24 protein-coding genes are annotated in these 26652 nt (G+C 65.8%); 17 read left to right on the top strand and 7 right to left on the bottom strand.

What is annotated here, in order from left to right; translation table 11 throughout:
* Positions 1 to 36: 36 nt before the first annotated feature.
* Complete coding sequence (locus tag ACTIF6_RS20250) at positions 37 to 1134, top strand: patatin-like phospholipase family protein (RefSeq protein WP_439589735.1); 1098 nt, start codon at positions 37 to 39, stop codon at positions 1132 to 1134.
* A gap of 25 nt (positions 1135 to 1159) precedes the next feature.
* Positions 1160 to 2101 (top strand): oxygen-dependent tRNA uridine(34) hydroxylase TrhO, encoded by a 942-nt coding sequence (gene trhO, locus ACTIF6_RS20245; RefSeq protein WP_439589734.1) that lies wholly within the window; start codon positions 1160 to 1162, stop codon positions 2099 to 2101.
* Here trhO and ACTIF6_RS20240 read toward each other — a convergent pair.
* Genes ACTIF6_RS20240 through ACTIF6_RS20230 form a run of 3 tightly spaced genes read right to left on the bottom strand, consistent with a single transcriptional unit; the run spans position 2098 to position 7965 of the window.
* Positions 2098 to 3798 (bottom strand): PAS domain-containing hybrid sensor histidine kinase/response regulator, encoded by a 1701-nt coding sequence (locus ACTIF6_RS20240; RefSeq protein WP_439589733.1) that lies wholly within the window; start codon positions 3796 to 3798, stop codon positions 2098 to 2100. The two genes, trhO and ACTIF6_RS20240, sit on opposite strands and share 4 nt — an antisense overlap.
* The gene (locus ACTIF6_RS20235; protein WP_439589732.1) at positions 3795 to 6800 is read right to left on the bottom strand and encodes a CheR family methyltransferase; all 3006 of its coding nucleotides are present in this window, start codon (positions 6798 to 6800) and stop codon (positions 3795 to 3797) included. Before ACTIF6_RS20235 ends, ACTIF6_RS20240 begins: the two co-directional genes overlap by 4 nt.
* A gap of 28 nt (positions 6801 to 6828) precedes the next feature.
* Positions 6829 to 7965 (bottom strand): iron-containing alcohol dehydrogenase, encoded by a 1137-nt coding sequence (locus ACTIF6_RS20230; RefSeq protein ID WP_439589731.1) that lies wholly within the window; start codon positions 7963 to 7965, stop codon positions 6829 to 6831.
* 114 nt (positions 7966 to 8079) lie between these two features.
* On the opposite strand from ACTIF6_RS20230, the gene ACTIF6_RS20225 reads away from it, so the two are divergent.
* On the top strand, positions 8080 to 9066 hold the full coding sequence (locus ACTIF6_RS20225) for an alpha/beta hydrolase (RefSeq protein ID WP_439589730.1): 987 nt from the start codon (positions 8080 to 8082) through the stop codon (positions 9064 to 9066).
* 7 nt (positions 9067 to 9073) lie between these two features.
* Positions 9074 to 9931, top strand: coding sequence for a YbgC/FadM family acyl-CoA thioesterase (locus ACTIF6_RS20220; protein ID WP_439589766.1), 858 nt, complete (start codon positions 9074 to 9076; stop codon positions 9929 to 9931).
* A gap of 4 nt (positions 9932 to 9935) precedes the next feature.
* On the opposite strand, the gene ACTIF6_RS20215 is transcribed toward ACTIF6_RS20220, so the two are convergent.
* Both ACTIF6_RS20215 and ygfZ read right to left on the bottom strand, forming a co-directional pair.
* The gene (locus ACTIF6_RS20215) at positions 9936 to 10781 is read right to left on the bottom strand and encodes an NRDE family protein (protein WP_439589729.1); all 846 of its coding nucleotides are present in this window, start codon (positions 10779 to 10781) and stop codon (positions 9936 to 9938) included.
* Between the two features lie 19 nt (positions 10782 to 10800).
* Positions 10801 to 11745, bottom strand: a complete 945-nt coding sequence (gene ygfZ, locus ACTIF6_RS20210) for a CAF17-like 4Fe-4S cluster assembly/insertion protein YgfZ (RefSeq protein ID WP_439589728.1) — start codon at positions 11743 to 11745, stop codon at positions 10801 to 10803.
* 148 nt (positions 11746 to 11893) lie between these two features.
* On the opposite strand from ygfZ, the gene mltG reads away from it, so the two are divergent.
* The 8 genes from mltG to ACTIF6_RS20170 all read left to right on the top strand — a co-directional run bounded on the left by mltG (position 11894) and on the right by ACTIF6_RS20170 (position 18836).
* Positions 11894 to 12901 (top strand): endolytic transglycosylase MltG, encoded by a 1008-nt coding sequence (gene mltG, locus ACTIF6_RS20205; RefSeq protein WP_439589727.1) that lies wholly within the window; start codon positions 11894 to 11896, stop codon positions 12899 to 12901.
* 20 nt (positions 12902 to 12921) lie between these two features.
* Positions 12922 to 13581 (top strand): dTMP kinase, encoded by a 660-nt coding sequence (gene tmk, locus ACTIF6_RS20200; RefSeq protein ID WP_439589726.1) that lies wholly within the window; start codon positions 12922 to 12924, stop codon positions 13579 to 13581.
* Entirely contained in the window at positions 13578 to 14597 is a 1020-nt protein-coding gene (locus tag ACTIF6_RS20195) for a DNA polymerase III subunit delta' (RefSeq protein ID WP_439589725.1), read from the top strand. The genes tmk and ACTIF6_RS20195 overlap by 4 nt, the downstream gene beginning before the upstream one ends.
* A gap of 140 nt (positions 14598 to 14737) precedes the next feature.
* On the top strand, positions 14738 to 15109 hold the full coding sequence (locus tag ACTIF6_RS20190; protein ID WP_439589724.1) for a PilZ domain-containing protein: 372 nt from the start codon (positions 14738 to 14740) through the stop codon (positions 15107 to 15109).
* A gap of 92 nt (positions 15110 to 15201) precedes the next feature.
* Positions 15202 to 16023, top strand: a complete 822-nt coding sequence (locus ACTIF6_RS20185; protein WP_439589723.1) for a TatD family hydrolase — start codon at positions 15202 to 15204, stop codon at positions 16021 to 16023.
* Positions 16024 to 16058: 35 nt separating this feature from the next.
* On the top strand, positions 16059 to 16730 hold the full coding sequence (locus ACTIF6_RS20180) for an ankyrin repeat domain-containing protein (protein ID WP_439589722.1): 672 nt from the start codon (positions 16059 to 16061) through the stop codon (positions 16728 to 16730).
* An 84-nt stretch (positions 16731 to 16814) separates the two neighbouring features.
* Positions 16815 to 17303, top strand: a complete 489-nt coding sequence (locus ACTIF6_RS20175; protein ID WP_439589721.1) for a tripartite tricarboxylate transporter TctB family protein — start codon at positions 16815 to 16817, stop codon at positions 17301 to 17303.
* 21 nt (positions 17304 to 17324) lie between these two features.
* Positions 17325 to 18836, top strand: a complete 1512-nt coding sequence (locus tag ACTIF6_RS20170; protein WP_439589765.1) for a tripartite tricarboxylate transporter permease — start codon at positions 17325 to 17327, stop codon at positions 18834 to 18836.
* A gap of 25 nt (positions 18837 to 18861) precedes the next feature.
* On the opposite strand, the gene ACTIF6_RS20165 is transcribed toward ACTIF6_RS20170, so the two are convergent.
* Complete coding sequence (locus tag ACTIF6_RS20165; RefSeq protein ID WP_439589764.1) at positions 18862 to 19626, bottom strand: SDR family oxidoreductase; 765 nt, start codon at positions 19624 to 19626, stop codon at positions 18862 to 18864.
* Positions 19627 to 19902: 276 nt separating this feature from the next.
* Here ACTIF6_RS20165 and ACTIF6_RS20160 point away from each other — a divergent pair, with 276 nt between their 5' ends.
* From ACTIF6_RS20160 to ACTIF6_RS20140, 5 genes are read left to right on the top strand one after another with little or no spacing between them, the layout of a single operon-like run.
* Positions 19903 to 20733 carry an ABC transporter substrate-binding protein gene (locus tag ACTIF6_RS20160; RefSeq protein WP_439589720.1) on the top strand — a complete coding sequence of 277 codons (831 nt, stop codon included), beginning with the start codon at positions 19903 to 19905 and terminating at the stop codon, positions 20731 to 20733.
* A gap of 12 nt (positions 20734 to 20745) precedes the next feature.
* Positions 20746 to 21432, top strand: a complete 687-nt coding sequence (locus ACTIF6_RS20155) for an ABC transporter permease (protein ID WP_439589719.1) — start codon at positions 20746 to 20748, stop codon at positions 21430 to 21432.
* The gene (locus ACTIF6_RS20150) at positions 21429 to 22142 is read left to right on the top strand and encodes an ABC transporter permease (RefSeq protein ID WP_439589718.1); all 714 of its coding nucleotides are present in this window, start codon (positions 21429 to 21431) and stop codon (positions 22140 to 22142) included. Before ACTIF6_RS20155 ends, ACTIF6_RS20150 begins: the two co-directional genes overlap by 4 nt.
* Positions 22143 to 22168: 26 nt before the next feature.
* Positions 22169 to 23308: a succinylglutamate desuccinylase/aspartoacylase family protein gene (locus tag ACTIF6_RS20145; protein WP_439589717.1), complete on the top strand. Its 1140-nt coding sequence runs from the start codon at positions 22169 to 22171 to the stop codon at positions 23306 to 23308.
* 28 nt (positions 23309 to 23336) lie between these two features.
* Positions 23337 to 24137, top strand: a complete 801-nt coding sequence (locus tag ACTIF6_RS20140; protein ID WP_439589716.1) for an ABC transporter ATP-binding protein — start codon at positions 23337 to 23339, stop codon at positions 24135 to 24137.
* A 3-nt stretch (positions 24138 to 24140) separates the two neighbouring features.
* Here ACTIF6_RS20140 and ACTIF6_RS20135 read toward each other — a convergent pair whose 3' ends face one another.
* Positions 24141 to 26645: a penicillin acylase family protein gene (locus tag ACTIF6_RS20135; RefSeq protein ID WP_439589715.1), complete on the bottom strand. Its 2505-nt coding sequence runs from the start codon at positions 26643 to 26645 to the stop codon at positions 24141 to 24143.
* Positions 26646 to 26652: the final 7 nt, after the last annotated feature.

Below are 26652 nucleotides of genomic sequence, written 5' to 3'. Positions count from 1 at the left end.
AAGGGCAGGGCAGGGCCTGCGAGACAATCGCAGCCTATGCCTTTCGCGCTTCGCCTCTACGCCGGCCCTCGGGCCCGGCAACACCTCGAACAGCACGGCCTGCGTCCGCAGGACGTGGGCATCATTCCCGCCGCCGCCGGTGGACCCAAGGGCCTGATCCTCGGCCCGCTCGATCGCTTCCTGTTCGCCCAATGGCTGCCCCGCAGCCAGCAGCCGGTGCATCTGGTGGGCGCATCCATCGGCGCATGGCGCATGGCCACGGCCTGCCTGAACGAACCGCTGGCCGCCCTCCAGCGCCTTGAAACCGACTACATCCACCAGCACTACGAACTGCCTCCGGGCCAGAAGCGCCCCACGGCCATGCAGGTGAGCGAACGTTTCGCGGACAACCTGAAGCTGTTCTACGGCGGGCGTGTGGGCGAAGTGCTCGGGCAGTCTCGCTTTCACCTGCACATCGTCACCTCGCGCGGGCGCCACCTGTTGCGCCGGGACGGTCTGCTGCGCACGCCGCTGGGCTACCTGACGGCCTATGCGGTGAACGCCGTGAGCCGCAAGGCGCTGGGCAGTTCGCTGGAGCGCGTGGTCTTCTCGTCGGTGCCGCCGGCTTCTGGCGCCGTGAGCCCGCTGCCGTTCTCCACACAGGACTTCCGCACGCGGCAGGTCGCCATGGCCGAGAACAACTTCATGGACGCGTTGCAGGCCAGTTGCTCCATTCCCTTCGTGTTGCGACCGGTGCACGGCATTGCCGGTGCGCCGCCCGGCACCTATTGGGACGGCGGCATCACGGATTACCACCTGCACCTGCGCTACCAGCCACCGGCGTCCGCGCCCATCGTGCTCTACCCCCACTTCCAGAAGGCCGTGGTGCCCGGCTGGCTCGACAAAGGCTGGAAGGGCCGGCACCTGGCCAGCCCTGCGCTGGACAACATGCTGGTGATCGCGCCCGACCCAGCCTGGGTCGCCTCGCTGCCCAATGCCCGGCTGCCCGATCGCAGTGACTTCACCCGCTACGGGCAGGATCTGCCCGCGCGTGTGAAAGCCTGGGGCGCGGCGGTGTCGGCCAGCCAGCAACTGGCGGACGAATTCGCGCAATGGGTCGAGCGACCCGACCTGTCGCGCATCGAGCCCCTCTGAACGGGGAGGGGGATAATCCTTCCCCATGTCCAGCGAGCCCGCCACCCCACGCTTCCTCACCGCCGCGCTCTACCAGTTCGTCGACCTGCCGGACTTCGCCCGGCTGCGCGCACCCTTGCTCGCCTGCTGCGAGGCCAACGACGTCAAGGGCACGCTGCTGCTGGCCCCCGAAGGCATCAACGGCACCATCGCCGGGCCGGCGCAAGGCGTGCGCGCCGTGCTGGCGCACCTGCGCGCCGACCCACGCCTGGCCCGTCTGCCACACAAGGAATCCTGGAGCGAGCATCCGCCGTTTCACCGCATGAAAGTGCGCGAGAAGCGTGAGATCGTCACCCTGCGCGTGCCTGGGCTCGACCCCAACCGCACCGTGGGCCAATACGTGAAACCGGAAGACTGGAATGCCCTGCTGGCCGACCCCGATGTGCTGCTGATCGACACCCGCAACGACTACGAGGTGGCCATTGGCACCTTCCACGGCGCGATCAACCCGAACATCAGATCGTTCACCGAGTTGCCGGCCTGGCTGGACGCGCAGCCTGCGCTGCAGAGCGAGAAGAAACCCAAGGTGGCCATGTTCTGCACCGGTGGCATCCGCTGCGAGAAGTCGACCGCGCTCATGAAGATGCGCGGTTTCGACGAGGTCTATCACCTCGAAGGCGGCATCCTCAAATACCTGGAAGCGGTGCCGCCAGCGCAAAGCACCTGGGAGGGCGAGTGCTTCGTGTTCGACGAGCGCGTGAGCGTGGGCCACGGCCTCGTGCCCGGACCGCACGAACTCTGCCGCTCGTGCCGATGGCCCCTTTCGCCAGAGGACAAGGCCTCGCCTCACTACGTGCTGGGCGTGAGTTGCGCCCATTGCTACGACCAGCGCAGCCCGGAGGAAAAAGCCCGGCTGGCAGAACGGCAAAGGCAGGTGGAACTGGCCGAGGCGCGCGGGGAGCAGCACGTCGGTGCGAGGATGCCTTAGCGCGGGGTGATGATGGAAAGGACCAGCTCGCGCAGGGCGGCGGGACGTGCCGGTTTGTACAGCAGGGCAATGCCCAGGCTCCTGGCGCGCTCGGCCACCGCCTTGTCCATGTCGCCTGTGATCAGGCAGGCAGGTATGTTGCGGCCGGTCAGTTCCCTCAGCGAGAGAATCGCATCGATGCCATTCTCGTTGCCTCGCAGGCGGTGGTCGCTCACGATGTAGTCGGGTACGAGACCCCTGGCGACCAGGGTGCGCGCTGTCTCGATGCCTTCGGCGGCATGGGGAATGGATTTCCAGGTCTTGAGCAGATCGAAAAGGGCGTCACTGGCCATGGCGTCGTCTTCGATGATGAGCGCTTGAAGTCCCACCAGAGGCTCCTGCGTCAGATCCCAGGCGTGCACGGGCGGCTCCTCGGCCAGTGCGGGTTGCGGTGGCGCCAGGGGAATGGTCACGCTGAAGCAGCTTCCCCAGCCGGGCGCCGATTGCACGGTGAGTGGATGGCCCAGCAGGTCGCAGGTGCGCCTGGCAATGCTCAGTCCCAGGCCCAGGCCTTTGCTGCGGTCGCGTTCCGGGTTATCGGCCTGGAAGAACTCGTCGAAGATGTAAGGCAGGTGCTCAGGCGCAATGCCGATACCGCTGTCGCGCACTTCAATCCGTGCGTGCGTGCCATTCTTCGTGGGGCGGCAGGCCACCAGCACGGTACCCTGCGGTGTGAAACGCAGGGCGTTGCCCACGAGGTTGTGCATCACGCGCTGCAACATCGCGAGATCGGTGTTCAGCCAGACGTGCGACGGCCTGAACTTGAGGCGCACACCGCTTCGGATGCCTTCGCCAGGAAATAGCGGGCGCACCTGTTCGACCAGGCGCGCAAAGGGAACCGCGGTGACCTGCACCTGTACGGAATCCGAGCCCAGGCGGGAAAGATCGAGCAGGGCGTTGAGCATGTGCTCCAGAGTTCGGACCGAGGCGTCCAGGCGGCTCACAAGCACATGGCTTTGCGGTGTGCCCGGAAGCTGCTTCAGTTGATCGATCAGCAGCCCCATGGCATGCGTGGGTTGGCGAAGGTCGTGGCTGGCTGCCGACAGGAAGCGGGACATGGCCCTGCGCTCCGCCTCCGAGGCCTCCTGCTTCTCGCGCATTTGCTCGGCCTGCCGGCGCATGGTGATGTCGACCAATACGATTCGCAGCAGCGGCGTGCCGCCTTCGTCCAGCGCAGCGGTGGCGCCCATTTCCACCCAGATGTGCTCCCCCTCGCGACCCACCAGCCGCATTTCGCAGGACCTGTGTTCACCTACCGCCAGATTCATGCGGCACTGGCGGTAGAAATGGTCCTGGTCTTCAGGGGCAATGAAGCGCGCCAGCGGCATGTCCACCAGGTACTCACGCTCTGTGCAGAGCAACTTGGCGGCAAAGTGATTGACCTGCTGGATCAGGCCCTTGGCGTTGACGGTGCAATAGGCCACCGGCGCCATGTCGTACAGATTGAAGTAGTGCTCACGCGTGGCGTCCAGCGCTGCCTGCGTGATGCGGAGTTCCTCGTTCTGCATCTCGAGCTCGATCTGGTGCACCCGCAGTTCCTGCACCAGCAGGCGCAGTGCGCCCGCTGGCAGGTCGTCCACCGGCGCGACCGCAGCAGCCTTCATCCGGCTATCGCTGTCCAGGTCGGGGGGTGGGCGGTGCGGGTCCGGGTCGCTCATGGCAATGGCTTTGATGCCGTCTCGATCGGGGAGACAGGTTGTTCCATCAGGGCGACCCCTCGCAACCGGTTGCGCCCATCGCGCAGCGCGGTCGCCGTCACCCAGACCTCCTGGACCTTGGCGTCCTTGCGCAGACGCTGCGTCAGCCAAGGTATCGCAGCTTTCCCATTGCGCAGGGCAGAAATCCGATTCTCGTGATCGTCGCGAAGAGCCACTGGAATCCGCGCGTGCGCTGGAAGCAGCAGGGCTTCACTCTCGTCCCAGCCGTAAAGACGACGAGCCGCTTCGTTCCAGGCCTGGGTTCGGCCTTCGATATCCTCGATGACCACCGCGGCATCGGAATCGCGCAACATGCGCGCCATGTGGCTCAACCCGATCACCTTTCGCAAGGCCTCTTGCGCCTGTCGCACCTCGGTGATGTCGACGAAGGTGATCACCGCGCCCTCGATCACGTAGTCCAGCGTGCGGTAGGGCTGGATGCGCATGGTGTACCAGCGCTGCTGCGAGGTCTGCACATCCAGTTCGAAGTTCTCGAGCGTGTCGAGCACGGCCAGCACGTCCGGGACGAGCTTGTCATAGCCGACCAGGTTGGACGCGATGTGGCTGATGGGTCGGCCCACGTCGCCCGGGATCAGGTTGATGATGGTCGACGTTGCAGGGGTGAAGCGCAGGATGCGCAGGTCGTGGTCCACGAACAGGGTGCCGATGCCGGTGCCGGCCAGCAGGTTGTTCATGTCGTTGTTGGCGCGGGAGAGATCGGTCACCTTGATCTGCAACTCGGTGTTCACGGTCGTCAGTTCCTCATTGACGGCCTGCAGCTCTTCCTTCGATGTTTCGAGCTCTTCGTTGGTGGATTGCAGCTCTTCGTTGACGGCCTGCATCTCCTCGTTGGACGAGCGCAGTTCCTCGCTGGAGCGTTCGAGCGCCTCCGACATGGATTTCAAGTGTTCATCGCGAACGCGCAGAGCCCGTCGCAGTTCCTGCAACTCGTCACCGGATCCAGGCACGTTCCCAGCCAGTTCACTGGACGTTGCCACCTGCGCCGCCACCGTGTTCAGCTCGGCGTTGGCCGACACCTCGAACACCACCAGATACAAGGGATCGCCCGGCGTGTCGCCGCCTGGGCTGGTGACCTGGCGGATGGTGAGGTTGACGATGGCGAAATGGCCATTGGTGCGGATCTGGACACGTGGAGCAGGGGAGACTTCCTGATGGGAAACGGCCGCCCGGAGAGCAGCTTCGAGCGCGGGCCGCAGACCCTCGCGCGCCATCTTCAGGATGTTGTTGACACCCGCCTCGCCAGGCGCGGGCTCCAGGAAATGGCCTGTGCGGCCGTGAAGGTAGCGGATGTCCCCCTGAGCATTGACCAGGGCGCTGGCCGGTGCGATCCGCAGCAGGGCCTGTTCGGCAATGTCACGCAGCGAAGTTTTCATGGGTGATTCCCGTTTTTCCTGACCCGGATGTGGCGCGGCTTCGATCCTCGTCGTGGGAAGCAGGGTGGCGGTGGTGTAGCTGGGTCGGGTGGATTTGGAATCTTCCCTGCGCCGGAAGAGCTTGGCGAGGCGGTCCAGCACGGAAAACAGTTCGCCATTTTCGCCTACGCTTTCGGATGGGCCCAGGAACAACGTGCCGCCCGGCTTCAACGCGTAGTGAAACAGGGGAATGAGCCGCTTCTGCAGATCGCCTTCGAAATAGATCAGGAGGTTCCGGCAAACGATCAGGTCGAGCCGGGAGAACGGCGGATCACGGATGACGTCGTGTTCGGAGAACACCATCATGTCTCGCAGGTACTTGTGCACCCGGTAGGCACTGCCCCCCATTTCCGGGGTGAAGAACCGCGAGAGTCGTGAGAGGGATAGCTCGGAGGCAATGCTGGCGGGATAGACCCCGGCGCGCGCCACGGAGATGGCGCGGCTATTCAGGTCGGTCGCGAAGATCTGCACTTTGCGTTGCTGCTGCAGCCGTTCCATGGCCTCCGCAACCAGCATGCCGATGGAGTAGGGCTCTTCACCGGTGGAACAGCCCACCGACCAGATGCGCACCGCACTCGAGGGGTCCTTCTCCGCCAGCAAACGCGGCAATATGCTCCGCTCGAGCATCTGGAACGCCTCGGGATCGCGGAAGAACGCGGTCACGCCAATCGGCAGATCGAAGTAGAGGTTTCTCACTTCACCGGGCGTCTGGCGCAGGTAGGCGGCATACGCATCGAGCGAATCGAGCTGGTGCACCGCCATGCGCCGCTCGATGCGTCGCCGGATGGTGCCCAGCTTGTACTGCGAGAAGTCGTGGCCGGTCTGCGAGCGCAGCAACTGCATGACCGCGACATAGGCATCCTGAGACCAGATGCCTGCGCCAGCCAGCGACATCCAGCGTTTGCCTGACCGCTGATGGGTCAGGGACATGAGGTGCGCCGCCATCTGGTCGGGTGGCAGATCGATGTCGACCTCGCCGGTTTCCATGGCGCTGTGTGGCATGCCGTGAAACTGCGCGGTTGCTGGTGTCTGGACCATCGTCAGGCCCCCGGCTTTCCTGATCGCCCGCAGGCCGATGGCCCCATCGCTGCCGCTGCCCGAAAGCACGATGCCCACCGCCCGGTCACGCAGTTGCCGCGCGAGGGAGTTGAAGAAGATGTCGATGGTCTGAGGGCCGCCATGCAGGCGGGTCCGGACATGGAGCGTGAGCCGGCCGTCCAGATACAACAACTCATGGTTGGGTGGAATCACGTAGACGCAGTTCGGCCGAACCGGCATGTCTTGCTGGATCTCGAACACCTGCATGCTGGTGTAGCGCTGGATGAGCTCGCTCAGGATGCTCGGGTGGTCGGGCGCCAGGTGTTGAACCAGCACAAAGGCCATGCCGGACTCGGCGTCGGTCGGCACGCTGCGAAAGAAGGCCTCGAACGCAGCCAGTCCTCCCGCAGAAGCCCCGATGCCGACCACCTTCAAGGGGCGCTCGGTGTCGTCGACCTTTGCGGATGCGACAGACAGGTCAACGCTGTTCATGGCGAAGGTGGATGGCAAAGCCTGTGGTTCAAAGGGCCGACTGCAGCAGGTCTCGGTAGTCTTGTGCCGTGGCCAGTCGCGGGTTGGTCTTGTGGCAGTGGTCCGCCAGTGCACCCACGATCACCCGTTCGAACAGGTCCTCCCCCACGCCCATGGCCGCCAGGCCGCTGGGCAGCCCCAGGCGGGCGTTCATGTCCAGGATGGCCTCCGGCACGTCGCTGCCGCTCGCCAGGCCCATGGCGTGCGCCATGCGCTGAAGGCGGCCATCCTTCTTCATGGAATCGGCCTCGGCATTGAATCGGATCACCGCGGGCAGGAACACCGCGTTGAGGGTGCCATGGTGCAGGCGCGGGTTCACGCCGCCCAGGCTGTGGCTGAGCGAATGCACGCAGCCCAGCCCTTTCTGGAACGCCATGGCACCCTGCATCGAGGCACTCATCATGTTCAGGCGGGCCTCGCGATCCTGCCCGTTCCGGGTGGCGCGCTCGATGTGGGCCCAGCCGCGCTGCAATCCATCCAGGCCAATGCCATCGGCCGGTGGGTTGAAGGCCGGGGCCATGAAGGTTTCCATGCAGTGGGCGATGGCGTCCATGCCGGTGGCGGCTGTCAGCATGGGTGGCAAGCCCAGTGTGAGTTCAGGGTCGAGCAGAGCGGTTCTGGGGAGCAGGTGCCAGCTGTGAAAGCCCAGCTTGCGACCGTCGTCCACGATGACGATCGCTCCGCGCGCAACCTCGCTGCCGGTACCGGCCGTGGTCGGTACCGCGATGAGCGGTGGCACACGGTCGGTGATCTTCGGTGAACCGCCCTCGATGGTCGCGTAGGTTTTGAGCGGCCCTTCGTGGGTGCTGGCAATGGCCACGCCTTTGGCGCAGTCGATGGCGCTGCCACCACCCAGGGCGATCAGGCCGTCGCAGCTTTCCCGACGGTAGATGTCCGCCGCGGCGCGCACGGCGGCCTCGGTCGGGTTCGAAGGCGTCTGGTCGAAAACCGCGGGCGACTGGCCGGGCAGGGCGGCCAGCGCCTTGTCCAGCAGGCCGGCAGCTTTCACGCCCGCGTCGGTGACGATGAGCGCCTTGCGAATGCCCACACGCTCGCATTCGGCCGCCAGCTGGGCAAGCACACCGAAGTCGATCAGGATGTTGGTCACATAAAGAATCTGCGCCATGCGATGGGCCTCGGTGTTCTTTCCGGCAATGTGGATAACTATAAGGTTTTGGATGCGGTGGGGCCATGTTGGCTCATGCCATCCGGTCGCGGAAAAGACAGGGACAATTTCCCCATGCCACACCCCTCCAATCCCCGCGCCCTGCTCACACCCGCCATGCGTGGCCTGCTCGACCGCATCGAACGCGCCGGCCATCCGCCCCTGCATGCACTCTCGCCCGATCAGGCGAAGGCGTCCTACCTGGCCGGGGCTCCCGTGCTCGACATCCCTCTCCACAAGCTCACCCGGGTGCAGGACCTGGGCATTCCCGCACGCGACGGCGTCAAGCTGCCGGCGCGGCTGTTCGCCCCGGCGCTGGATGCGGCGCTGCCTGTGTTGCTTTTCTTCCATGGAGGTGGTTTCACCGTGGGCAGCGTGGCCAGCCACGAACCGCTGTGCCGCCACCTGGCCCATCTCGCGCATTGCGCCGTGCTTTCGGTGGACTACCGGCTGGCGCCCGGATCGAAATTCCCCACTGCGGTGGAAGACGCCTGGGACGCGCTGACGTGGTTGCGCGATCAGGCTGGTGCGCTGGGCCTGGATGGCAGGCGCATCGCGGTGGGCGGCGACAGCGCTGGCGGCACGCTGGCCGCCGTCACTGCCATCGCCGCGCGCGACGAGGGCTGGCCGCTGGCCCTGCAGATGCTTTTCTATCCGGGCTGCGCGGGCCACCAGGACACCGCGAGCCACAAGACCTTCGCGCATGGCTTCCTGCTCGAGGAGCCGCACATCAGCTATTTCTTTCACCACTACCTGCGTACCGAGGCCGACCGCGACGACTGGCGCTTTGCTCCGCTCGACGGCGTGGATGCCTCCGGCCACCCGCGCGAACTCGACGGCGTGGCGCCTGCGTGGCTGGGCCTGGCAGAGTGCGACGCGCTCACCGACGAAGGTGTGATGTACGCCGACCGCCTGCGCCACGCGGGCGTGCCGGTGGCGCTGGAGATCTATGCGGGTATGGTGCACGGTTTCATCAATTTCGGTCGCGCCATTCCACAGGCGCTGACCGCCCACAACGATGCGGCCCGTGCGCTGCGCAGAGCTTTCAACCCGGAGACCTGAGATGACCTTGAAACGCAGCGACTTCCGCTTCTTCCACCGCCTGCGCGTGCGCTGGGCCGAGGTGGACATGCAGAAGATCGTGTTCAACGCCCACTACCTGATGTATTTCGATACTGCCATCAGCGACTACTGGCGTGCGATGGCACTGCCGTACCAGGAGAGCATGGATCAGCTCGGCGGCGACCTCTACGTGGTGAAGGCGACCGTCGAATTCCACGCCTCGGCGCGCGTCGACGACCAGCTCGACATTGCGATGCGATGCCTGCGCATCGGCAATTCGTCGCTCACGTTCCAGGGGGCCATCTTCCGGGGCGAGGAACACCTCATCACGGGTGAGATCGTCTATGTGTTCGCCGATCCCGCGACCCAGAAGTCGCGCCCCGTGCCTCCCGCCTTGCGCGAGACCCTGCTGGGTTTCGAGGCCGGCGAGTCCGTGACCCGCTTGCGCGTGGGCACCTGGAGCGAGCTGGGTACCGACGCAGGGACCCTTCGCACGGCGGTGTTCGTGCAGGAGCAGCGCATTCCGAAGGAACTCGAATGGGACGAGGCCGACGCTGTGGCGGTGCACGCCGTGGCCTACAACCGGCTCGGCCGCCCTGTAGCCACCGGGCGGCTCGTGCCGCACACACCGGGCGTGGCCCGGATCGGCCGCATGGCGGTGGACCGGACGCTGCGTGGGAGCCGCCTTGGCCGCGATGTCTTGCACGCCCTGATGGACGCGGCGCGGGCGCGCGGCGACACCGAGGTGATGCTGCACGCGCAGCAGAGTGCGATCGGGTTTTACCGACGCCTGGGCTACGAGGACCGGGGCACGCCTTTCGAAGAAGCGGGCATACCGCACCAGGAAATGGTGGCGAAGCTTTAGGGCCTTAGGGCCAGACCAGCTCGACCCGTTGGTGGGCCTTGCCGGGCATGACCGGTCGCCCGACCGACCCGTGGTCGTGTGTCCACTCCATCAGGTCCACCTGCCAGCCGCTGGCCATCGGGCGCGTGCTCACCAGCATGCTGCTGCGTGTGCCGTAGGCCCGCCCGGGCATGCGCACGAAGGCGCTGGAGAGCGCGCGTTCGGCATCGCCGGGCACGCCGGTGCGAGGCAGGTCGAGATCCGGTGCCGGCTGGTCGTCGAACAGCGCTTGTGTCAGCGGGTCGATCCAACCACCGTTCGCGTCGTGCCGGAGTGCCAGGGACGCCTGCAACGCCAGCTTGAGGCGCTGCGTCTTCGGCCAGGGCGTGTCCAGGCTCGCGTTGGAGAGCCCGTACACACCGGCGCCTAGCGCACGGCGATGCAGTTCGGGCGGGTGGTCTTCATGCGGCCGGTCGGGATGGCGATTGCCCAGCCAGCTCCAGCGGCGCGCATGGAAGTCGCCCACCACGAGGTTGAAGCCGCCGTAGGCCTCGGGGTCAATGCCTTGAGCGAAGCGGTCTTCGTCACCGTCGCCCTGCAACCAGCGGGTGACGAGTTCACCACGGCTGCGAGAGCCGGGGCCGGCGACCGACTGGCGCACGTTGGTCAGCATGGCCACGCGCCCCTGTGGGCTGAGCCCCAGCCAGGTGCCGCCGTCGCGCAGGTCTCGCCCGCCGACCACCTCGGTCCCGTCGGCCAGCGACCAACGATGCAGCGGCGCCGTCGGGCGGTCCAGGTACTCGTCGCGGTTGGCTGCGATGAGCAGCGGGCAGACCGGGTCGGCGTTCAGCGCGAAGGCAATCAGGCACATGGCGCGGGTGTCCGGGCGCTCAGATGTCTTCGAGCAGGGGATAGGGCAGGGGCAGCAGGGTGAGGGCGGGGCCATTTGCACTGCCCGCGCGCAGGCCGCCCTGCGCAGCCGCGCTGGTCTGCAGGGAGACGATGGCGTCGAAGCCTTCGTCGGGATGTGGCGCCACCTCGACGACGGTGCCACAGGGTTGCTCGGCATCGCCTTCCTGGAACACCTCCTGCCCTGGCGATATCGCGCCATCGGCATGCACCAGATAGGCGCGGCGCTTGAGCGTGCCCCGAAACTGGCTGCGGGCCACCACTTCCTGGCCGGGGTAGCAGCCCTTCTTGAAGTTCACACCGCCCACCGATTCGTAGTTCAGCATCTGCGGCACGAAAGCCTCCACCACCGGCTGGCTCAGCGTGGCCACGCCACTGTGCACCGAAAGCCATTGCCACAGCGGCTCGGCCAACTCCGGGCCTGCTGGCGCGGGTTCGCCAGCGGGCGCCAGCCAGAGGGCGCGTGGTGCGCCATCGGCCGACGGGAGCCGCACCACGCTGGTTTCGCCTTCGCGCCACTGGCTCCAGGAAGCAGCGGGCAGCGCGGGTGGTACCGAACCACCGGCCAGTCCGAAGACCTGAAAGTTCTCGCTGGCGTCGCTGACGCGGGCCTTGGCCCGCAACACGAACATCGAGAGGCGCTTGAGCGTGGGTGCGAGCAGGTCGCGGCTGCAGACCAGGAGGATGTCGTCATGGGTGCGCTTGAATCCCACGAAGCTGGCGAGCATTCGGCCCTTGGCGGAGCAGAAAGCGGCCAGACGTGCTTCCGACAGGCCGAGCAGGGAAAAGTCCTGCGTGAGCTGACCGTGCAGGAAAGCCGCGGCATCGGCTCCTTCAACGCGGATCACGCCAAGCTGCGTCAGCAAGGTCACGCCGCTCAGCGCGGCGGCCTGGACCGGATGGGCGGGTTCGGAAGTGTGGGTCATGTTGAGGGGCTGTTCTCGATGAGTGGCGGCCGGGATCCGGCCAGTGGGCTGCCCACGGGCCCTGAGGGAGCGAGGGGCTCGATTATCATGGCCGGCCGGGTTCTCCGCAGCCCTCCCGAACCTTGTCCCTGCCCACACCAAGCCTGTGATGCGCATCCTCAAACTGCTGGTGGTCTACCCGCTGATTCTGGCCGTGCTGGCCGCCGCCGTCGGCATGTGGTGGCTGCAGCAACCCCTGCGCCTGCCCGCAGGTACGTCGGCGCAAACCCCGCTGGACGTAACCATCGTGCCAGGGTCGTCGGCCCAGTCCATCGCCCAGACCCTGGCCGACGCCGGCATCGGCGCGCCAGCCGAGCTGCTGTACGCCTGGTTCAGGCTCTCGGGTGAATCGCGCGACATGAAGGCCGGCAGCTACGAGTTCGCACCCGGTACCACGCCGCGCAGCCTGCTTTCCAAACTGGTGCGCGGCGAACAGGCTTTGCGCAGCATCACGCTGGTGGAGGGCTGGAACGTGCGCCAGGTGCTGCAGGCCGTGCGCAGTGCCCCCGACCTCAAGCAGGACCTCGAAGGGCTCAGCCAGGCCGACATCATGGCCCTGATCGGCTACCCGGGCCGCCATCCCGAGGGCCGCTTCTTTCCCGACACCTACCGCGTGCTCAAGAACGCACCTGCGTCCAGCGTGCTGCGCCAGGCCGCCAAAGCCATGGAAGACCGCATTGCACAGGCCTGGGCTCAGCGAGACCCGACCTCACCGCTGAAAGCCCCCGACGATGCCCTGATCCTGGCCAGCATCATCGAGAAGGAAACCGGTCTGGAAAGTGACCGGCGCCGCATCGGTGGCGTGTTTTCCAACCGCCTGCGCATCGGCATGCGACTGCAGACGGATCCCACCGTGATCTACGGGCTGGGCGAGGCTTTCGATGGCAACCTGCGGCGCAGCGACCTCGATCGCGACACGGTCTACAACACCTACACGCGCGCCGGCCTGCCGCCCACACCCATTGCCATGCCTGGCATGGCATCGATCATGGCGGCGGTGCAGCCGCTCACCACCAACTCCATCTATTTCGTGGCGCGCGGCGACGGCTCCAGCCAGTTCAGCGCCACGCTCGAAGAGCACAATGCGGCGGTGCGGCGCTACATCCTGCGCCGTTGAACCTTCCCGATCTTCCGCACATGCATCCGGCCGGACTCTTCATCACCTTCGAAGGCATCGACGGTGCAGGCAAATCCACCCACATCGCCGCCCTGGCCGAGGCCTTCCGGGACGCGGGCCGGCACCTGACGCTCACCCGCGAGCCCGGCGGCACGCCGCTGGCCGAGAAGCTGCGAGAACTGGTGCTCAACGACGCCATGGACCCGTTGTGTGAAGCCCTGCTGATGTTCGCCGCGCGGCGCGACCACCTGCAGCAGGTCATCGAACCCGCGCTGGCGCGGGGCGACGTGGTGCTGTGCGACCGCTTCACCGACGCGACCTTTGCCTACCAGGGTGGCGGGCGAGGCTTTGACCTCACGGTGCTGCGCCAGCTCGAGCAATGGGTGCAGGCGCTACCGGATGCCGCCGGGCTGCGCCAGCCCGACCTCACCGTCTGGTTCGACCTGCCTCCCGAAGTGGCAGCACAGCGCCTGGCGGGCGCCCGCGTGCCTGACCGGTTTGAGGCCCAGCCGGCGGCCTTCTTCGAACGCGTGGCTGCAGGCTATGCCCAGCGCTTCGGCGAGGCGCCCGCACGCTTCGTCCGCGTGCCGTCCAATCAATCGAAGGAGGCCGTCTGGCAGGCCGTGCGCACGGCCTTCGAACAGCGCGGTTGGCTGCGGGCGGCGGAGACCCGCGCATGAACGCCCTGGCGCCCTGGCTGCAGGCTCAATTGAAGGATCTGCTGGCACAGCGCGGCCATGCACTCTTGCTGGCAGGTCCGTCGGGCCTGGGGCAGTACGAACTGGCGCTGGCGCTGGCACGCGCGTGGTTGTGCGAGCGACCCGGCGCGCAGGGCGCCTGCGGCGAATGCGGCAGTTGCCATGCCATCGACGTGCGCACCCATGCCGACCTGTGCGCGCTGATGCCGGAGACGCTGAGCCTGGAACTGGGCTGGCCATTGGACGAGGGCGCGCAGAAGGAGATCGACGACAAGAAGCGCAAGCCCAGCAAGCTGATCCGCGTGGAGGCCGCGCGCGAAGCCGTGGCGTTCACCCAGTTCACCCGCTCCCGAGGCAGCACCAAGGTGATCCTGGTCTACCCCGCCGAGCGCATGAACATGGAATCGGCCAACACCTTGCTCAAGACGCTGGAGGAGCCGGTGGGTGAGGTGCGCTTCGTGCTCGCCACCGATGCCGCTCACCAGTTGCTCCCCACGATCCGCAGCCGTTGTCAGACGCACGCCATGATCTGGCCTGAGGAGGCCCAGGCGCTGGACTGGCTGCTGGCCCAGGAGGAGGCCGCAGGCGCCACCCGGGAGCAGGCGCAAGTCTGGCTGCAGGCCGCCGGTGGACGGCCTGACGACGCGCTGGGTTGGGCCGCATCTGGGCTGCAGGGTCCGGCGTGGGCGCAGTTGCCCCGTTCGCTCGCGCGTGGCGACTGGGCGCTGCTGTCCGAATGGCCGCCTGCCCAGCAGCTCGCGGTGCTGCAAAAGCTCTGTCATGACCTCATGGCCAAGGCGGCAGGCGCTCCCACGCGCTTCTTCCCCGACGAGCATCTGCCTGCCGCGCCGCGCTGGGGGGTGCTGGCCCAGTGGTCGCGCGAACTCATGGCGGCGGCACGCTCGGTGGAGCACCCCTACAGCGCGGGCCTGATGCAGGAAGCCTGGAGCGCACGCACGCGCCGGGTGCTGGCCAGCACCGGGCCGGGAAGTGCCTGATTGCCGCATCGTCTTGCAACCACCGCATGGCGCCCGTTCGGGCATAGCGCGCATTTGTCACGAAAACACCCCGCTATTGGGCGCCTGGAAGGGGCTCTGAAGCCACTGCGCACGCCACGATTGCCGCTAAACTGCCTCCCATGAGCACCAACCCTTCTCCATCGGCCGCTGCCGCGCGACCGAGCGTGATCCAGCTCTCCATCAAGGAGAAGGCTGCGTTGTATGCCGCTTACATCCCGTTGTTCGCCGACGGCGGCATCTTCATTCCCTCGGCGCGCGAATACCGCCTGGGCGATGACGTGTACGTGCTCCTGAGCCTGCCCGACGACCCGCAGCGCTACCCGGTGGCCGGCAAGGTGGCCTGGGTGACACCGGCCAAGGCGCAGGGCGCGCGCACCCAGGGCGTGGGGATCCGGTTCCCGTCCGATGAGAAATCGCGCCAGCTCAAGCTCAAGATCGAGGAAATCCTGGGCGCCAACCTGGGCTCGGACAAGGCCACCCAGACGCTCTGATCCGCCCTGGCGGCGGTTATCGCAAAGCCGATGCGGCGCACAATGCGTGTCCCATCGGCTTTTTGCTGCCCTTTTCGAATTCGCGATTCCGCATGTTCACCGATTCCCATTGCCATTTGAGCTTTCCCGAATTGCGGGAGCAGTTGCCCGACATCCTGAAAGCCATGGCGCAAGCCCAGGTCGAGCGAGCCCTTTGCATCTGCACCACCCTGGAGGAATTCGAGGACGTGTACCGGCTGGCCCACGAGCATCCTCATCTGTGGGCCACGGTGGGCGTGCATCCCGACACCGAAGGCCTGCAGGAACCTTCCCTGGACGACCTGCTGGCCAGGGCAGCGCGGCCCAGGGTGGTGGGCATCGGCGAGACAGGACTGGACTACTACAGGCTGGGCGAGCGCAGCGTGGCCGACATGGCCTGGCAGCGCGATCGCTACCGAACCCACATCCGCGCGGGTCGGCTCACCGACCTGCCCCTGGTGATTCACACCCGCAGCGCATCGGAGGACACGCTGGCGATCCTGCGGGAAGAGGGAGGGCTGGGCTCCTCGACCTCCGTTGTGGCCTCGGATGGGGCGCCCTCCCGGGGCGTATTTCACTGCTTCACCGAAACCATGTCCGTGGCCCGCGCCGCGCTCGATCTGGGGTTCTACATCTCCTTCTCCGGCATCCTGACTTTCCGCAACGCGGCCGACCTGCGCGAGGTGGCCCGATTCGTGCCTCTGGATCGCATGCTGATTGAAACCGACAGCCCCTACCTGGCACCGGTGCCGCACCGAGGCAAGACCAATTCCCCCGCCCTGGTGCCCTGGGTGGCAAGACAGATCGCGGAGATCCGGGGACTGGAGGTGGACGCCGTGGCGGAGGCGACCAGCCGCAATTTCGAGCGTCTTTTCGGACGGGTTCTTACTGTTTGAGAACCTGACAAAACCTCAAGCAATACATGAGATTCATGAAAAAACGTACTGTCATCAAATGCGTTGTCCTAGGTGCCAGCCTGCTGGGCCACACCGCCTGGTCGAGCTCGTTCGACGATTTTTTTATCGCCATCAAGCGCGACGATGTCGCCGCTATCCAGAACCTCGCCCGGCGAGGCTTCGACCTGAACACCCGCAATGCCGCTGGCGAGCACCCTCTGTACCTGGCACTGCGCGATGACGCAGCCGCTGCCGCCGACTTTCTGGTCGGACAGAGCAAGGTGAATGTGAACGTCATCAGCGAAAAGGGCGAAACGCCTTTGATGATGGCTGCGCTGAAAGGTCGCCTGACCATGGCGCGCCGTCTGATCGAGCGCAAGGCCGAGGTCAACAAGACCGGCTGGACACCGCTGCACTACGCCGCCACTTACGCCGGTGCCGAGAGCCCCGCCATGGTGCGCCTGCTGCTCGAGAACCACGCCTACATCGATGCCGAGTCGCCCAACCGCACCACGCCCCTGATGATGGCCGCGCACTATGGCAACCCGGGCGTGGTCAAGTTGCTGCTGGAAGAGGGTGCCGACCCGCTGCTGAAAAACCAGAAGGGTTTGAGCGCCATCGATTTCGCTCAGGGCGCCAACCGGGCTGAAGCCGCGGAAATCATTGCCGCTTTCGTGCGTGCAAAGCAGCCGCGGGGCAAGTGGTAACCACAAGTAGGTGTAATCCACATTGGTTCATCCAGGCCCACGCATCACAATCGCCCCCCGATACCCACAAATTGAGGAGACGCTGTGAAGCTCGCCAGCCAGAAAGACTTTTTTTCAGGACTCATGTTCACCATCGTCGGCATTTCCTTTGCCGTCGGTGCGACCAGCTTCACGGTCGGGACTGCGTCCCGAATGGGTCCGGGCTACTTCCCGCTGTTGCTTGGCATCCTGCTCGCCGCTCTCGGCATCCTGATCACGGTGCTCTCGTTCCGCAGCAAGGCGCCTGATGGCGATCCTGTCGGTGCTTTTGCTTGGCGCCCACTCGGCTACATCCTCGGCGCCAACCTGGCCTTCGGTGCCTTGTTGGTGGGCCTGCCCTCGATCGGTTTTCCGGCGATGGGGTTGATCGTCGCGATCTACGCACTGGTGATCATCGCCGGCATGGCGCGCCCCAAGCACAACCTGAAAGAATCGGTGATTCTCGCCACCATCCTGGCCGTAGCCAGCTATGGCGGGTTCGTGTACATGCTCAACTTGCAGTTCCCCGTGTGGCCTGCGTTCCTGAATTCCTGATCCAAGGCTGCACACATCATGATGGAACTCTACGACCACCTGGCGCTGGGCTTCGGCGTCGCCTTCACCCTGCAAAACCTGATGTACGCCTTCATCGGCTGCCTGCTGGGCACGCTGATCGGGGTGTTGCCAGGCATCGGCCCGCTGGCCACCATTGCCATGTTGCTGCCTGCCACCTATGGCCTGCCGCCTGTGGCCGCGCTGATCATGCTCGCAGGCATTTACTACGGTGCGCAGTACGGCGGCTCCACCACCGCCATTCTGGTCAACCTGCCCGGTGAGTCGTCCTCGGTGGTGACTGTGATCGACGGCCACCAGATGGCACGCAAGGGCAGGGCGGGGCCGGCCCTTTCGGCTGCAGCGCTGGGCTCCTTCTTCGCTGGCTGCGTGGGTACGCTGGTGCTGGCGGCCTTCGCGCCGCCCCTGACCGAGGTGGCCCTGAGCTTCGGCCCGGCGGAGTATTTCGCGCTCATGGTGCTGGGCCTGATCGGTGCGGTGGTGCTGGCCTCGGGTTCGCTGATCAAGGCGCTGGCCATGATCGTGCTCGGTCTGCTCATCGGCCTGGTGGGCACCGACGTGAACTCCGGCGTGGCGCGGTTCAGCTTCGACATCCCCGAACTCACCGACGGCATCAGCTTCGTGGTGATTGCCATGGGTATCTTCGGTTACGGTGAAATCATCAGCAACCTGTCGCAGGACGAGGAAAAGCGTGAAGTGTTCACCGGCAAGGTGACCGGCCTCATGCCCACGGCAGAAGACTTCAAGCGCATGGCACCCGCCGTGCTGCGCGGCACGGCCCTCGGTTCGGTGCTGGGCATCCTGCCTGGTGGCGGTGCGCTGCTGTCGTCGTTTGCTGCTTACACGATCGAGAAGAAAACCAAGCTCAAGCCCGGTGAAGTGCCGTTCGGCAAAGGCAACATCCGCGGCGTGGCATCGCCCGAAGCGGCCAACAACGCAGGCTCGCAAACCTCCTTCATCCCACTGCTCACCCTGGGCATTCCACCCAATGCCGTGATGGCGCTGATGGTCGGTGCCATGACCATCCACAACATCCAGCCCGGCCCGCAGGTGATGACCTCCAACCCGGAACTGTTCTGGGGTCTGATTGCTTCCATGTGGATCGGCAACCTGATGCTGGTGATCCTGAACCTCCCGCTCATTGGTCTGTGGGTCAAGCTGCTCACCGTGCCGTACCGCTGGCTGTTCCCGGCCATCGTGCTGTTCTGTGCCATCGGCGTCTACTCGACCAACAACAACAGCTTCGATATCTGGATGGTGGCGATGTTCGGCTTCATCGGCTACCTCTTCATCAAACTGGGCTGCGAGCCGGCGCCGCTGCTGCTTGGCCTCATCCTGGGGCCGATGATGGAGGAGTACCTGCGCCGCGCCATGCTGATCTCCCGCGGTGACTGGTCGGTGTTCGTCACTCGCCCAATCTCGGCTTCCCTGCTGGCTGCTGCGGCGGTGCTCTTGATCATCGTGCTCCTGCCATCGATCAAGAAGAAGCGCGAGGAAGCCTTCGTCGAAGACTGAAAAAGGGGGCCTCGGGCCCCTTTTTCTATCCCCGACCCACGAAAGGCATCTGACTGGCCATCACGGTCATGTTCAGGACATTGGTCGAGAGCGGCAGCCCGGCCATGTAGCGCACCGCCTGTGCCACGTGCTCCACGTCCATCATCGGCTCGGTGGCCATCGTTCCATTGGCCTGGCGCACGCCCTGGGTCATGCGTGCGGACAACTCCGTCAACGCGTTCCCGATGTCGATCTGGCTGCACACGATGTTGAAATCCCGCCCGTCCAGGGCGATGGTCTTGGTCAGGCCGAGCACCGCGTGTTTGCTGGCGGTGTAAGGGCTGCTGAAGGGGCGGGGCGCGTGGGCGGAAATGGAGCCGTTGTTGATGATGCGGCCGCCTTGCGGGTTTTGCCGCCGCATCAGTCCGAAGGCCGCGCGTGCACACAGGAACACGCCCGTGACGTTGGTGTCGATCACGTCTTTCCAACGCTCGACAGGCAACTCGTCCATGGGAACGGCGGGTGCGTTGACGCCCGCGTTGTTGAACAGCAGGTCCAACCGGCCGAAACGCCGCTCGATGTCGTCAAACAGGGCCTGCACACTGTCTGGATCTCGAACATCCGCAGGAATCGCCAAAGCTTGCTGACCCGCGACCCGGGCCGATTCGGCCACCGCGGCCAGCGGTTCGGGTCGCCGTCCGGTCAGCACGACGTGGAATCCATCCTGCAACAGACCGAGTGCGACGCTGCGGCCGATGCCGCTGCCTGCGCCTGTGACCAGCGCGATCCTGGGGGAAGCTTGAGATGCCATGGCGATGCCTTGTGGTGGTTGGGGGAAACTGATGCCGATGTTAGTCGTGAGGGCTGGGAAGTCTGGGTTCATTGAGTTTCTACGATGTATATTATGTATAGTTAAACAAGCGATGAACTCGGCCTGGAACTTGCTGACAAACCCCTGTCCCCAAGGCGGCGCGTTCAGGGCAAACACTGCTGACCATCTCCCTGCGCTTCGTTACCCTGCACCTACAATCCATCGCCTGCAATCAACCATTGGGTCGCCTTCAAGGCCGGCCTGCGAAAGATCTTCATGAAACACGTCCTCCTGTCCCTCAGCCTCGTTGGTGCGGCAGTCCTCGTGGGCTGCGGCAAGACCGAAACGCCCGCGCCCGCTGCCACACCGGCAGCCGCACCTGCGCCGGCTCCAGCCGCCATGCCTGAGCTCAAGGTCGCGATCGACCCGACCTACGAACCTTTCACCTTCAAGACCGCCGACGGCAAGCCCACTGGCTTCGACGTCGACATCGCCGAAGCGCTGTGCAACGAGATCAAGCGCAAGTGCGTCTACGTCGAACAGGTCTGGGACAGCATGATCCCGGGCCTGCAGGCCAAGAAGTACGACGTCATCATCAGCTCGATGTCGATCACCGAAGAGCGCCAGCAGGTGGTGGATTTCACCGACAAATACTATTTCACGCCCAGCCGCATCGTGGTGAAAACCGGTACGCCGTTCACCGACCTGGCGTCGCTCAAGGGCAAGAAGATCGGCGTGCTCAAAGGCAGCACGCAAGAGAAATACGCCATGGGTGAGCTCAAGCCCGCAGGTGCCAGCATCGTGCCTTACGAAGCCCAGGACCAGGTCTACCTGGACATCAAGTCCGGCCGTCTGGATGGCACGGTGGCCGACCAGGTGGAGGTCAACGGTGGTTTCCTGAGCAAGCCCGAAGGCGCGGGTTACGGCTTCGTGGGCCCCGTCCTGAACGAGGCCAAGTACTACGGCACCGGCGTCGGCGTGGCTCTGCGCAAGGGTGAGACGGCGCTCAAGGACGAACTCAACGCCGCCATCAAGGCCATTCGAAGCAACGGCGTCTACGAGACGGTGAGCAAGAAGTACTTCGACTTCGACGTCTACGGCAACTAAAAGCGCGGCGCCTTGACCGGCTACCACGCCTCGATCCTGCAGGGCGCCCTCCTCACGGTGGGCGTCTCGCTGGCCGCCCTGGTGGTGGCCATCCTGCTGGGTCTGCTGGGAGCGAGTGCCAAGCTTTCGGGTCGTCCCATCCTCGTGGGGCTGGCCACGGTCTACACCACGCTGGTGCGGGGCGTCCCCGAACTGGTGCTGATGCTGCTGATCTTCTACGGCGGCACCATCGGTCTGAACCATCTGATCGCGGCGACGGGCAGCCGCGCCACCGTGGACATCAACCCGTTTCTGGCGGGCATGCTCACCATCGGCTTCATTTACGGCGCCTACATGACGGAGACCTTCCGCGGCGCCATCCTTTCCATTCCCAAAGGCCAGATGGAAGCGGGCTGGGCATTCGGCATGAGCCCGCTGCGCACCTTCGTGCGCATCACCGCACCGCAGATGGTGCGTTATGCCCTCCCCGGCTTCACCAACAACTGGCTGGTGCTGATCAAGGCCACGGCGCTGGTCAGCCTGATCGGCCTGCACGAGATGACGTATCTCGCCAAGCAGGCCAGCGCGGCCACGCGTGAGCCGTTCACCTATTTCCTCTTCGCGGCGGCACTGTTCCTGGTCTACACCACGGTCTCGCTGTGGGCGTTGCGATGGCTGGACCGCCGCTTCAGCATGGGTGTGAAGCGGGCGCGGGCATGAACTGGGAAGTCATTTTTCGTCCCACCTCCCTTGCCATGTACGGCGAGGGCCTGATCACCACGTTGTGGTTGCTGCTGTCGTCGCTGGGCGTCGGTGCGGTGCTGGCGCTGCTGTTTGCGCTGGCGCTCACCAGTTCCATCGCGCCGCTGCGCTGGCTGGTCGGGGCCTACACCTATGTGATTCGCGGCACACCGCTGCTCATTCAGCTCTACCTCATCTACTACGGCCTGGCCCAGCTCGACTGGATCCAGGCGCGCTGGAACGACATCTGGCCCTGGACGCATTTCAAGGAGCCGTTTTTCTGCGCCCTGCTGGCTTTCAGCCTGAACACCGCGGGCTACACCGCGGAGATGATTGCGGGCGCCATCCGCGAGACCGCGCCTGGTGAGGTCGAGGCGGCACAGGCCATGGGCATGAGCCGCAGCCAGGCGCTGCGCCGCATCGTGTTGCCGAGTGCGCTGCGGCGCACTTTGCCGGCCTACAGCAACGAAGTGGTGATGATGCTGCACGCCACCAGCCTGGCCAGCACGGTGCCGGCGATGCTGGACGTGACCGCCGCCGCCAGCCGCATCTATTCGGATTTCTACCTGCCGTTCGAGGCCTACTTGTTTGCTGCGGGGATTTACCTCACCATCACGTTCAGCCTGGTGGGCATGTTCAAGCTGGCGGAGCGCCGTTTCCTGGCCCACCTGGCTCCGCGAGCACATTAAGCTGCTCGCACCCGCCGCCTGGACCCATGCAACGCATCGAACACCCCCTACCCAGCCCGAGCCTTGGCAGCCAGAAGACGCTGGTCAGCTTCCATTTCGGTTCGCCAGACGCCCGCCCCAAGGTCTATATCCAGGCCAGCCTGCACGCCGAGGAGTTGCCCGGCATGCTGGTGGCACACCATCTGCGCGAACACCTGCAGGCCGCCGAAGCCGACGGCCGCATCAGCGGGCAGGTGGTGCTGGTGCCGGTGGCCAACCCGATCGGCCTGGCGCAGCGCCTGGACCACAAGGCCATGGGCCGCTTCGAGTTCGACACGGCGCAGAACTTCAACCGCCACTACCCTGACCTGGCAGAGGCTGTGCTGGCCGATGCCATCAAGCAGCTCGGGCAGGACGCTCAGGCCAACGTGGCGACGGTTCGCACGCTGGTCGGTCAGTGGCTCAAGTCCTGGCAACCTTCGAGCGAGCTCGAAGGGCTGCGTCGACAGCTGCTGCGGCTCTCACACGACGCCGACCTGGTGTTGGACCTGCACTGCGACTGCGAATCCGTGATGCACCTCTACAGCGAGGAGGCCTGCTGGCCGCCACTGGAGCCGCTGGCCCGTCTGCTGGGTTGCCGGGCTGTGCTGCTGGCGCGCGAATCCGGCGGCGGACCGTTCGACGAGCGCCTCTCCGGCCTGTGGTGGCAACTGGCCGATCGCCTCAAGGCCGCGGGCGTGCAGGTGCCTCTACCCCAGGGCTGCGCGAGCACCACCGTGGAGTTGCGTGGCGAAGCCAATGTCTCTCATGCGCTGGCCCGCCAGGATGCCCAGGCCCTGCTCTCATTCCTCGAGCACAGCGGCGTGGTCTTCTGCCCGAATCCACCTGTTCTTCCTGCCCTGCCCTGCACGCCCACGCCGCTGTCGGGCTCGCAGACCCTGCATTCGCCGGTGCCCGGCGTGCTGGTCTTTCTGGCCGCACCCGGTGCCCGGCTCGCGGTGGGCGACGTGGTGGCCGAAGTGATTGACCCCACGACGCCGGAACAGGCGCGCGTGCACCCGGTGCGCGCCGAGGTCGCCGGCGTGCTGTACGCCACGGTGCGCGAACGTTACGTGGTCGCCGGCGGCGAGGTGGGCAAGATCGCCGGCGCCACCCCGTTCCGTTCGGGCAACCTGCTTGGCGCCTGAATCACGACCCCAAACCCTGGCCGTTCCCATGACCACCGAAATCCCCACTTCCCGCCCATCCGCCCGTCCGCTGCTGGAAGTACACGACATCCACAAACGGTTTGGCGACAACGAGGTGCTCAAGGGCGTGTCGCTGCAGGCCCGTGCGGGGGATGTGATCAGCCTGATCGGCAGCTCGGGTTCCGGGAAGAGCACGCTGCTGCGTTGCATCAACCTGCTGGAGCACCCGAACACGGGGCGCATCGTGCTGGGCGGTGAGGAACTGCAGCTCAAGGCTGATCGCCACGGCGAACTGCGCGCCGTGAACGCCGCGCAGTTGCAGCGCCTGCGCACCAAACTCGCCATGGTGTTCCAGCACTTCAACCTCTGGGCCCACATGACGGTGCTGCAGAACATCATCGAGGCGCCGGTGCATGTGCTCGGCATCCCGAAGGACAAGGCCGTGGAGACGGCGCGCCGTTACCTCGAGCGCGTGGGCCTGCACGGCGTGGAAGACCGTTACCCCTCGCACATGAGCGGTGGCCAGCAGCAGCGCGTGGCGATCGCACGTGCGCTGGCGGTGGAGCCCGACGTGATGCTGTTCGACGAGCCCACCAGCGCGCTCGATCCCGAACTGGTGGGCGAAGTGCTGCGCGTGATGAAGCTGCTGGCCGAGGAAGGCCGCACCATGGTGGTGGTCACGCACGAGATGGGCTTTGCGCGCGAGGTGTCCTCGCACCTCATCTTCCTGCACAAAGGCTGCATCGAAGAACAGGGCGTGCCGGCCGAGGTGCTCGCCCGCCCCAAGAGCGAGCGCCTGACGCAGTTCCTCTCCGGGAATCTCAAATGACCGTCAGGGGCTGAGCGTCAGCGTCGACGTCCACTCCGCCGGGTTCATCGTCAGGGCCCGGTATTGCACACCCACCCAGGTCTCGCTCATGTCGCGGTAGCGGCTGGAAAACACGTTGCCGCTCTGCCCGGTCTGGTAGATGAAGCGAGAGTTCTCGAGGTTGGCCAGGTCGTAGATGGCGCGCAGGCTGGCGGCGTGGCGGTTGGCGTACGGCGCGTCCAGCTTGTCCAGGTGGTACTGGCCCACGTTCACGGTGAACGGGTCGCCGCCGGTGGGGGTTCGCACCTCGAAGAAATGCGCGAGCGGCTTCACGTTGCTGAGCGGCCGGTGGATCGAGATCGCAGGATGCGCCTTGCCCCAGCGCCAGGCCGACACGTCGGCACCGTGCACCTTCTGCAGGCGCTCCAGCGCATCGGCCAGGGCGGCGCTGCTGGCTGCAGCGCAACCTGCCGTGCCACACCAGCTGGCGTCGTCGCGCTCCAGAATGCCTTCCATGGTGTTGCGGAACAGCCGCTTGCCGTACATGGCCTCGAAGCGCTCCTTGCCCAGGCGCTCGCCAACCACGCGGCGAGTGAACGAATCGGCCCAGGCTGAGTAGATCAACGGTGCGGCACGGTCCGCGCTCATGACGCCATCGAAGTCCTTCAATGCAGCTTGAGCGGCGGCGGCCAGAGGGTGGTCCGACGTGGTTTTCTGCAGGAATGGCAGCAGGCGCAGTGTGGCTTGCGAGAGCTGGTCCGCGTGCATGGCCTGGAAAGACTCGACGCTGTGGCTGGGTGTTTTCTCTAGCAGCGCTTCAATGCGTTCCTGGCGATACGGTGCGGCCCAGTCCTGTGTGAGGAAGTGCGGGTAGTCGGGGCCGTGGATGCGCTGGTTGGCGGTGGCGATCCAGCCACGAGCACCGTCGTCCTGCGGGGTGTCCTCGAACGGCAGCCAGCCGGCCCAGTCGTAGCGTGCGTCCCAGCCGGGCGCGGGCGCCACGCCCCGGATGTCGTTGGCCGGCGAGCGCAGCGGGATCTTGCCCACCGCCTTGTACTGGATGCGACCACTGCGGTCGGCCATCACCACGTTCTGCATCGGCGCGTGGAATTCGCGCATGGCCTCCACCAGTTCCGGCACCGAGCTCGCCTGGTTGGACTTCATGGTGGCCACCACATTGCGGTTGTCCGCATCCAGCGCCGTCCAGCGCAGGGACAGCACGAAACGGGTGGTGTCGAGCACTTGCGCGTGTTGCGCCTGGGCATCGCTGAGCACCGGGCCGTGGCGCGTGCTGCGCACCGTGTGGATCACGTCCATCTGACCCTTCACACGAATGGTTTCCGAGCGCGTATTGAAGGCGGCCCACGCCGGCTCACTGCCGGCGCCGGGCACGCGGTACTGCATCGGGTTCGCAGGATTGATCTGCTCCAGGTAGAGGTCCTGCACATCGGGGCCGGTGTTCGTGAAGCCCCAGGCCACCTCGGCCGTGCGGCCCAGCACCACGAAGGGCGTGCCCGGCAAGGTGGCGCCAATCACGTCCATGCCAGGAATGCCGTCGGCCGCCGGTGCCTGCAGCCTCGCGAAGTACCAGATGGCTGGTGCGCTCAGGCCCAGGTGCGGGTCGTTGGCCAGCAACGGCTTGCCAGTGGCGCTGCGCGAGCCGGCCACCACCCAGTTGTTGGAGCCCTTGCCTTCCACATCGCCCAGGCCTTGCGTCCAGAGCTGCAGGTCGGCGCCAATGCGGGCCAGAAACGTTTCGCGCAGACCTTCTGCCGGCGACGCCTGTGGCGCGGCGCTGGTGGTCACGGGTGTGGCGCGGTACACGCCCAGATCCTTGTACAGGGTTGCGAGATCCGCCGATGCTGCAGGCTGCTCGCCCGGGTACGGTGGGAACAATTCCCACAGCGCCTTGGTGTCGAGCACCTTGAGCGCGGAGAGGCGCGCGAATTCGTTGCCCCAGTTGCCCCCGAGGTCCAGCGCCATCATGATCGACCAGCCCAGGCTGTCCAGCGGATCCCACCAGGTGCCTGCGCGCGCTTCCTCGGAAGGATCGATGCCCAGCAGCAGGAATTCGGGCGAGAGCGACTGGCCACCCTGGGCAAAAAAGGCGTTGATGCCTGCGCTGTAGGCTTTCACAGCCTCCTTCGCCTCGGGCGGCAGACCGTCGAACTGGGCGCGCGCAGCCTCGCGGATGCCCAGCGTGCGCATGAGCCGGTCGGTCTCCAGCGTGGCCGGACCCAGCACTTCAGAGAGCTGGCCCCGCATGACGCGGCGGTTGAACTCCAGTTGCCAACCCCGCTCCTGCGCGTGCACGTAGCCCATGGCCATCCAGGCGTCGGTGGGGCGGCTGGCCAGGATGTGGGTCACGTCGCTGGCATCGCGCTGCACCTTCACCGGCGCAGAAAGCCCCGGCAGTGCGAGTGAGCCCGACATCTGGGGCAGGCTGCGTTGCACGTAAAACGCCGCCAATGCCACCAGCAGCACCAGCACGAAGCCCAGCAGGGCGGCCAATCGTCGAATCCAGCGCACGGGTTGT

Source organism: Hydrogenophaga sp. (genome assembly GCF_051860785.1).
Taxonomy (GTDB): domain Bacteria; phylum Pseudomonadota; class Gammaproteobacteria; order Burkholderiales; family Burkholderiaceae_C; genus Hydrogenophaga.
Note: the sequence above shows the minus strand (reverse complement) of the source record. Positions and strands in the feature narration are given on the sequence as shown.

What these genes read in the sequence shown, in the direction of transcription:
- ACTIF6_RS20170 (WP_439589765.1), top strand. Translation starts at nt 17,325, where the DNA reads ATGGAACTCTACGACCACCTGGCGCTGGGCTTCGGCGTCGCCTTCACC.
- ACTIF6_RS20165 (WP_439589764.1), bottom strand. Translation starts at nt 19,626, where the DNA reads ATGGCATCTCAAGCTTCCCCCAGGATCGCGCTGGTCACAGGCGCAGGC.
- ACTIF6_RS20145 (WP_439589717.1), top strand. Translation starts at nt 22,169, where the DNA reads ATGCAACGCATCGAACACCCCCTACCCAGCCCGAGCCTTGGCAGCCAG.
- ACTIF6_RS20195 (WP_439589725.1), top strand. Translation starts at nt 13,578, where the DNA reads ATGAACGCCCTGGCGCCCTGGCTGCAGGCTCAATTGAAGGATCTGCTG.
- ACTIF6_RS20230 (WP_439589731.1), bottom strand. Translation starts at nt 7,965, where the DNA reads ATGGCGCAGATTCTTTATGTGACCAACATCCTGATCGACTTCGGTGTG.
- ACTIF6_RS20150 (WP_439589718.1), top strand. Translation starts at nt 21,429, where the DNA reads ATGAACTGGGAAGTCATTTTTCGTCCCACCTCCCTTGCCATGTACGGC.
- ACTIF6_RS20250 (WP_439589735.1), top strand. Translation starts at nt 37, where the DNA reads ATGCCTTTCGCGCTTCGCCTCTACGCCGGCCCTCGGGCCCGGCAACAC.
- mltG (WP_439589727.1), top strand. Translation starts at nt 11,894, where the DNA reads ATGCGCATCCTCAAACTGCTGGTGGTCTACCCGCTGATTCTGGCCGTG.
- ACTIF6_RS20215 (WP_439589729.1), bottom strand. Translation starts at nt 10,781, where the DNA reads ATGTGCCTGATTGCCTTCGCGCTGAACGCCGACCCGGTCTGCCCGCTG.
- ACTIF6_RS20180 (WP_439589722.1), top strand. Translation starts at nt 16,059, where the DNA reads ATGAAAAAACGTACTGTCATCAAATGCGTTGTCCTAGGTGCCAGCCTG.
- ACTIF6_RS20240 (WP_439589733.1), bottom strand. Translation starts at nt 3,798, where the DNA reads ATGAGCGACCCGGACCCGCACCGCCCACCCCCCGACCTGGACAGCGAT.
- ACTIF6_RS20235 (WP_439589732.1), bottom strand. Translation starts at nt 6,800, where the DNA reads ATGAACAGCGTTGACCTGTCTGTCGCATCCGCAAAGGTCGACGACACC.
- ACTIF6_RS20160 (WP_439589720.1), top strand. Translation starts at nt 19,903, where the DNA reads ATGAAACACGTCCTCCTGTCCCTCAGCCTCGTTGGTGCGGCAGTCCTC.
- ACTIF6_RS20140 (WP_439589716.1), top strand. Translation starts at nt 23,337, where the DNA reads ATGACCACCGAAATCCCCACTTCCCGCCCATCCGCCCGTCCGCTGCTG.
- tmk (WP_439589726.1), top strand. Translation starts at nt 12,922, where the DNA reads ATGCATCCGGCCGGACTCTTCATCACCTTCGAAGGCATCGACGGTGCA.
- ACTIF6_RS20190 (WP_439589724.1), top strand. Translation starts at nt 14,738, where the DNA reads ATGAGCACCAACCCTTCTCCATCGGCCGCTGCCGCGCGACCGAGCGTG.
- ygfZ (WP_439589728.1), bottom strand. Translation starts at nt 11,745, where the DNA reads ATGACCCACACTTCCGAACCCGCCCATCCGGTCCAGGCCGCCGCGCTG.
- ACTIF6_RS20185 (WP_439589723.1), top strand. Translation starts at nt 15,202, where the DNA reads ATGTTCACCGATTCCCATTGCCATTTGAGCTTTCCCGAATTGCGGGAG.
- ACTIF6_RS20225 (WP_439589730.1), top strand. Translation starts at nt 8,080, where the DNA reads ATGCCACACCCCTCCAATCCCCGCGCCCTGCTCACACCCGCCATGCGT.
- trhO (WP_439589734.1), top strand. Translation starts at nt 1,160, where the DNA reads ATGTCCAGCGAGCCCGCCACCCCACGCTTCCTCACCGCCGCGCTCTAC.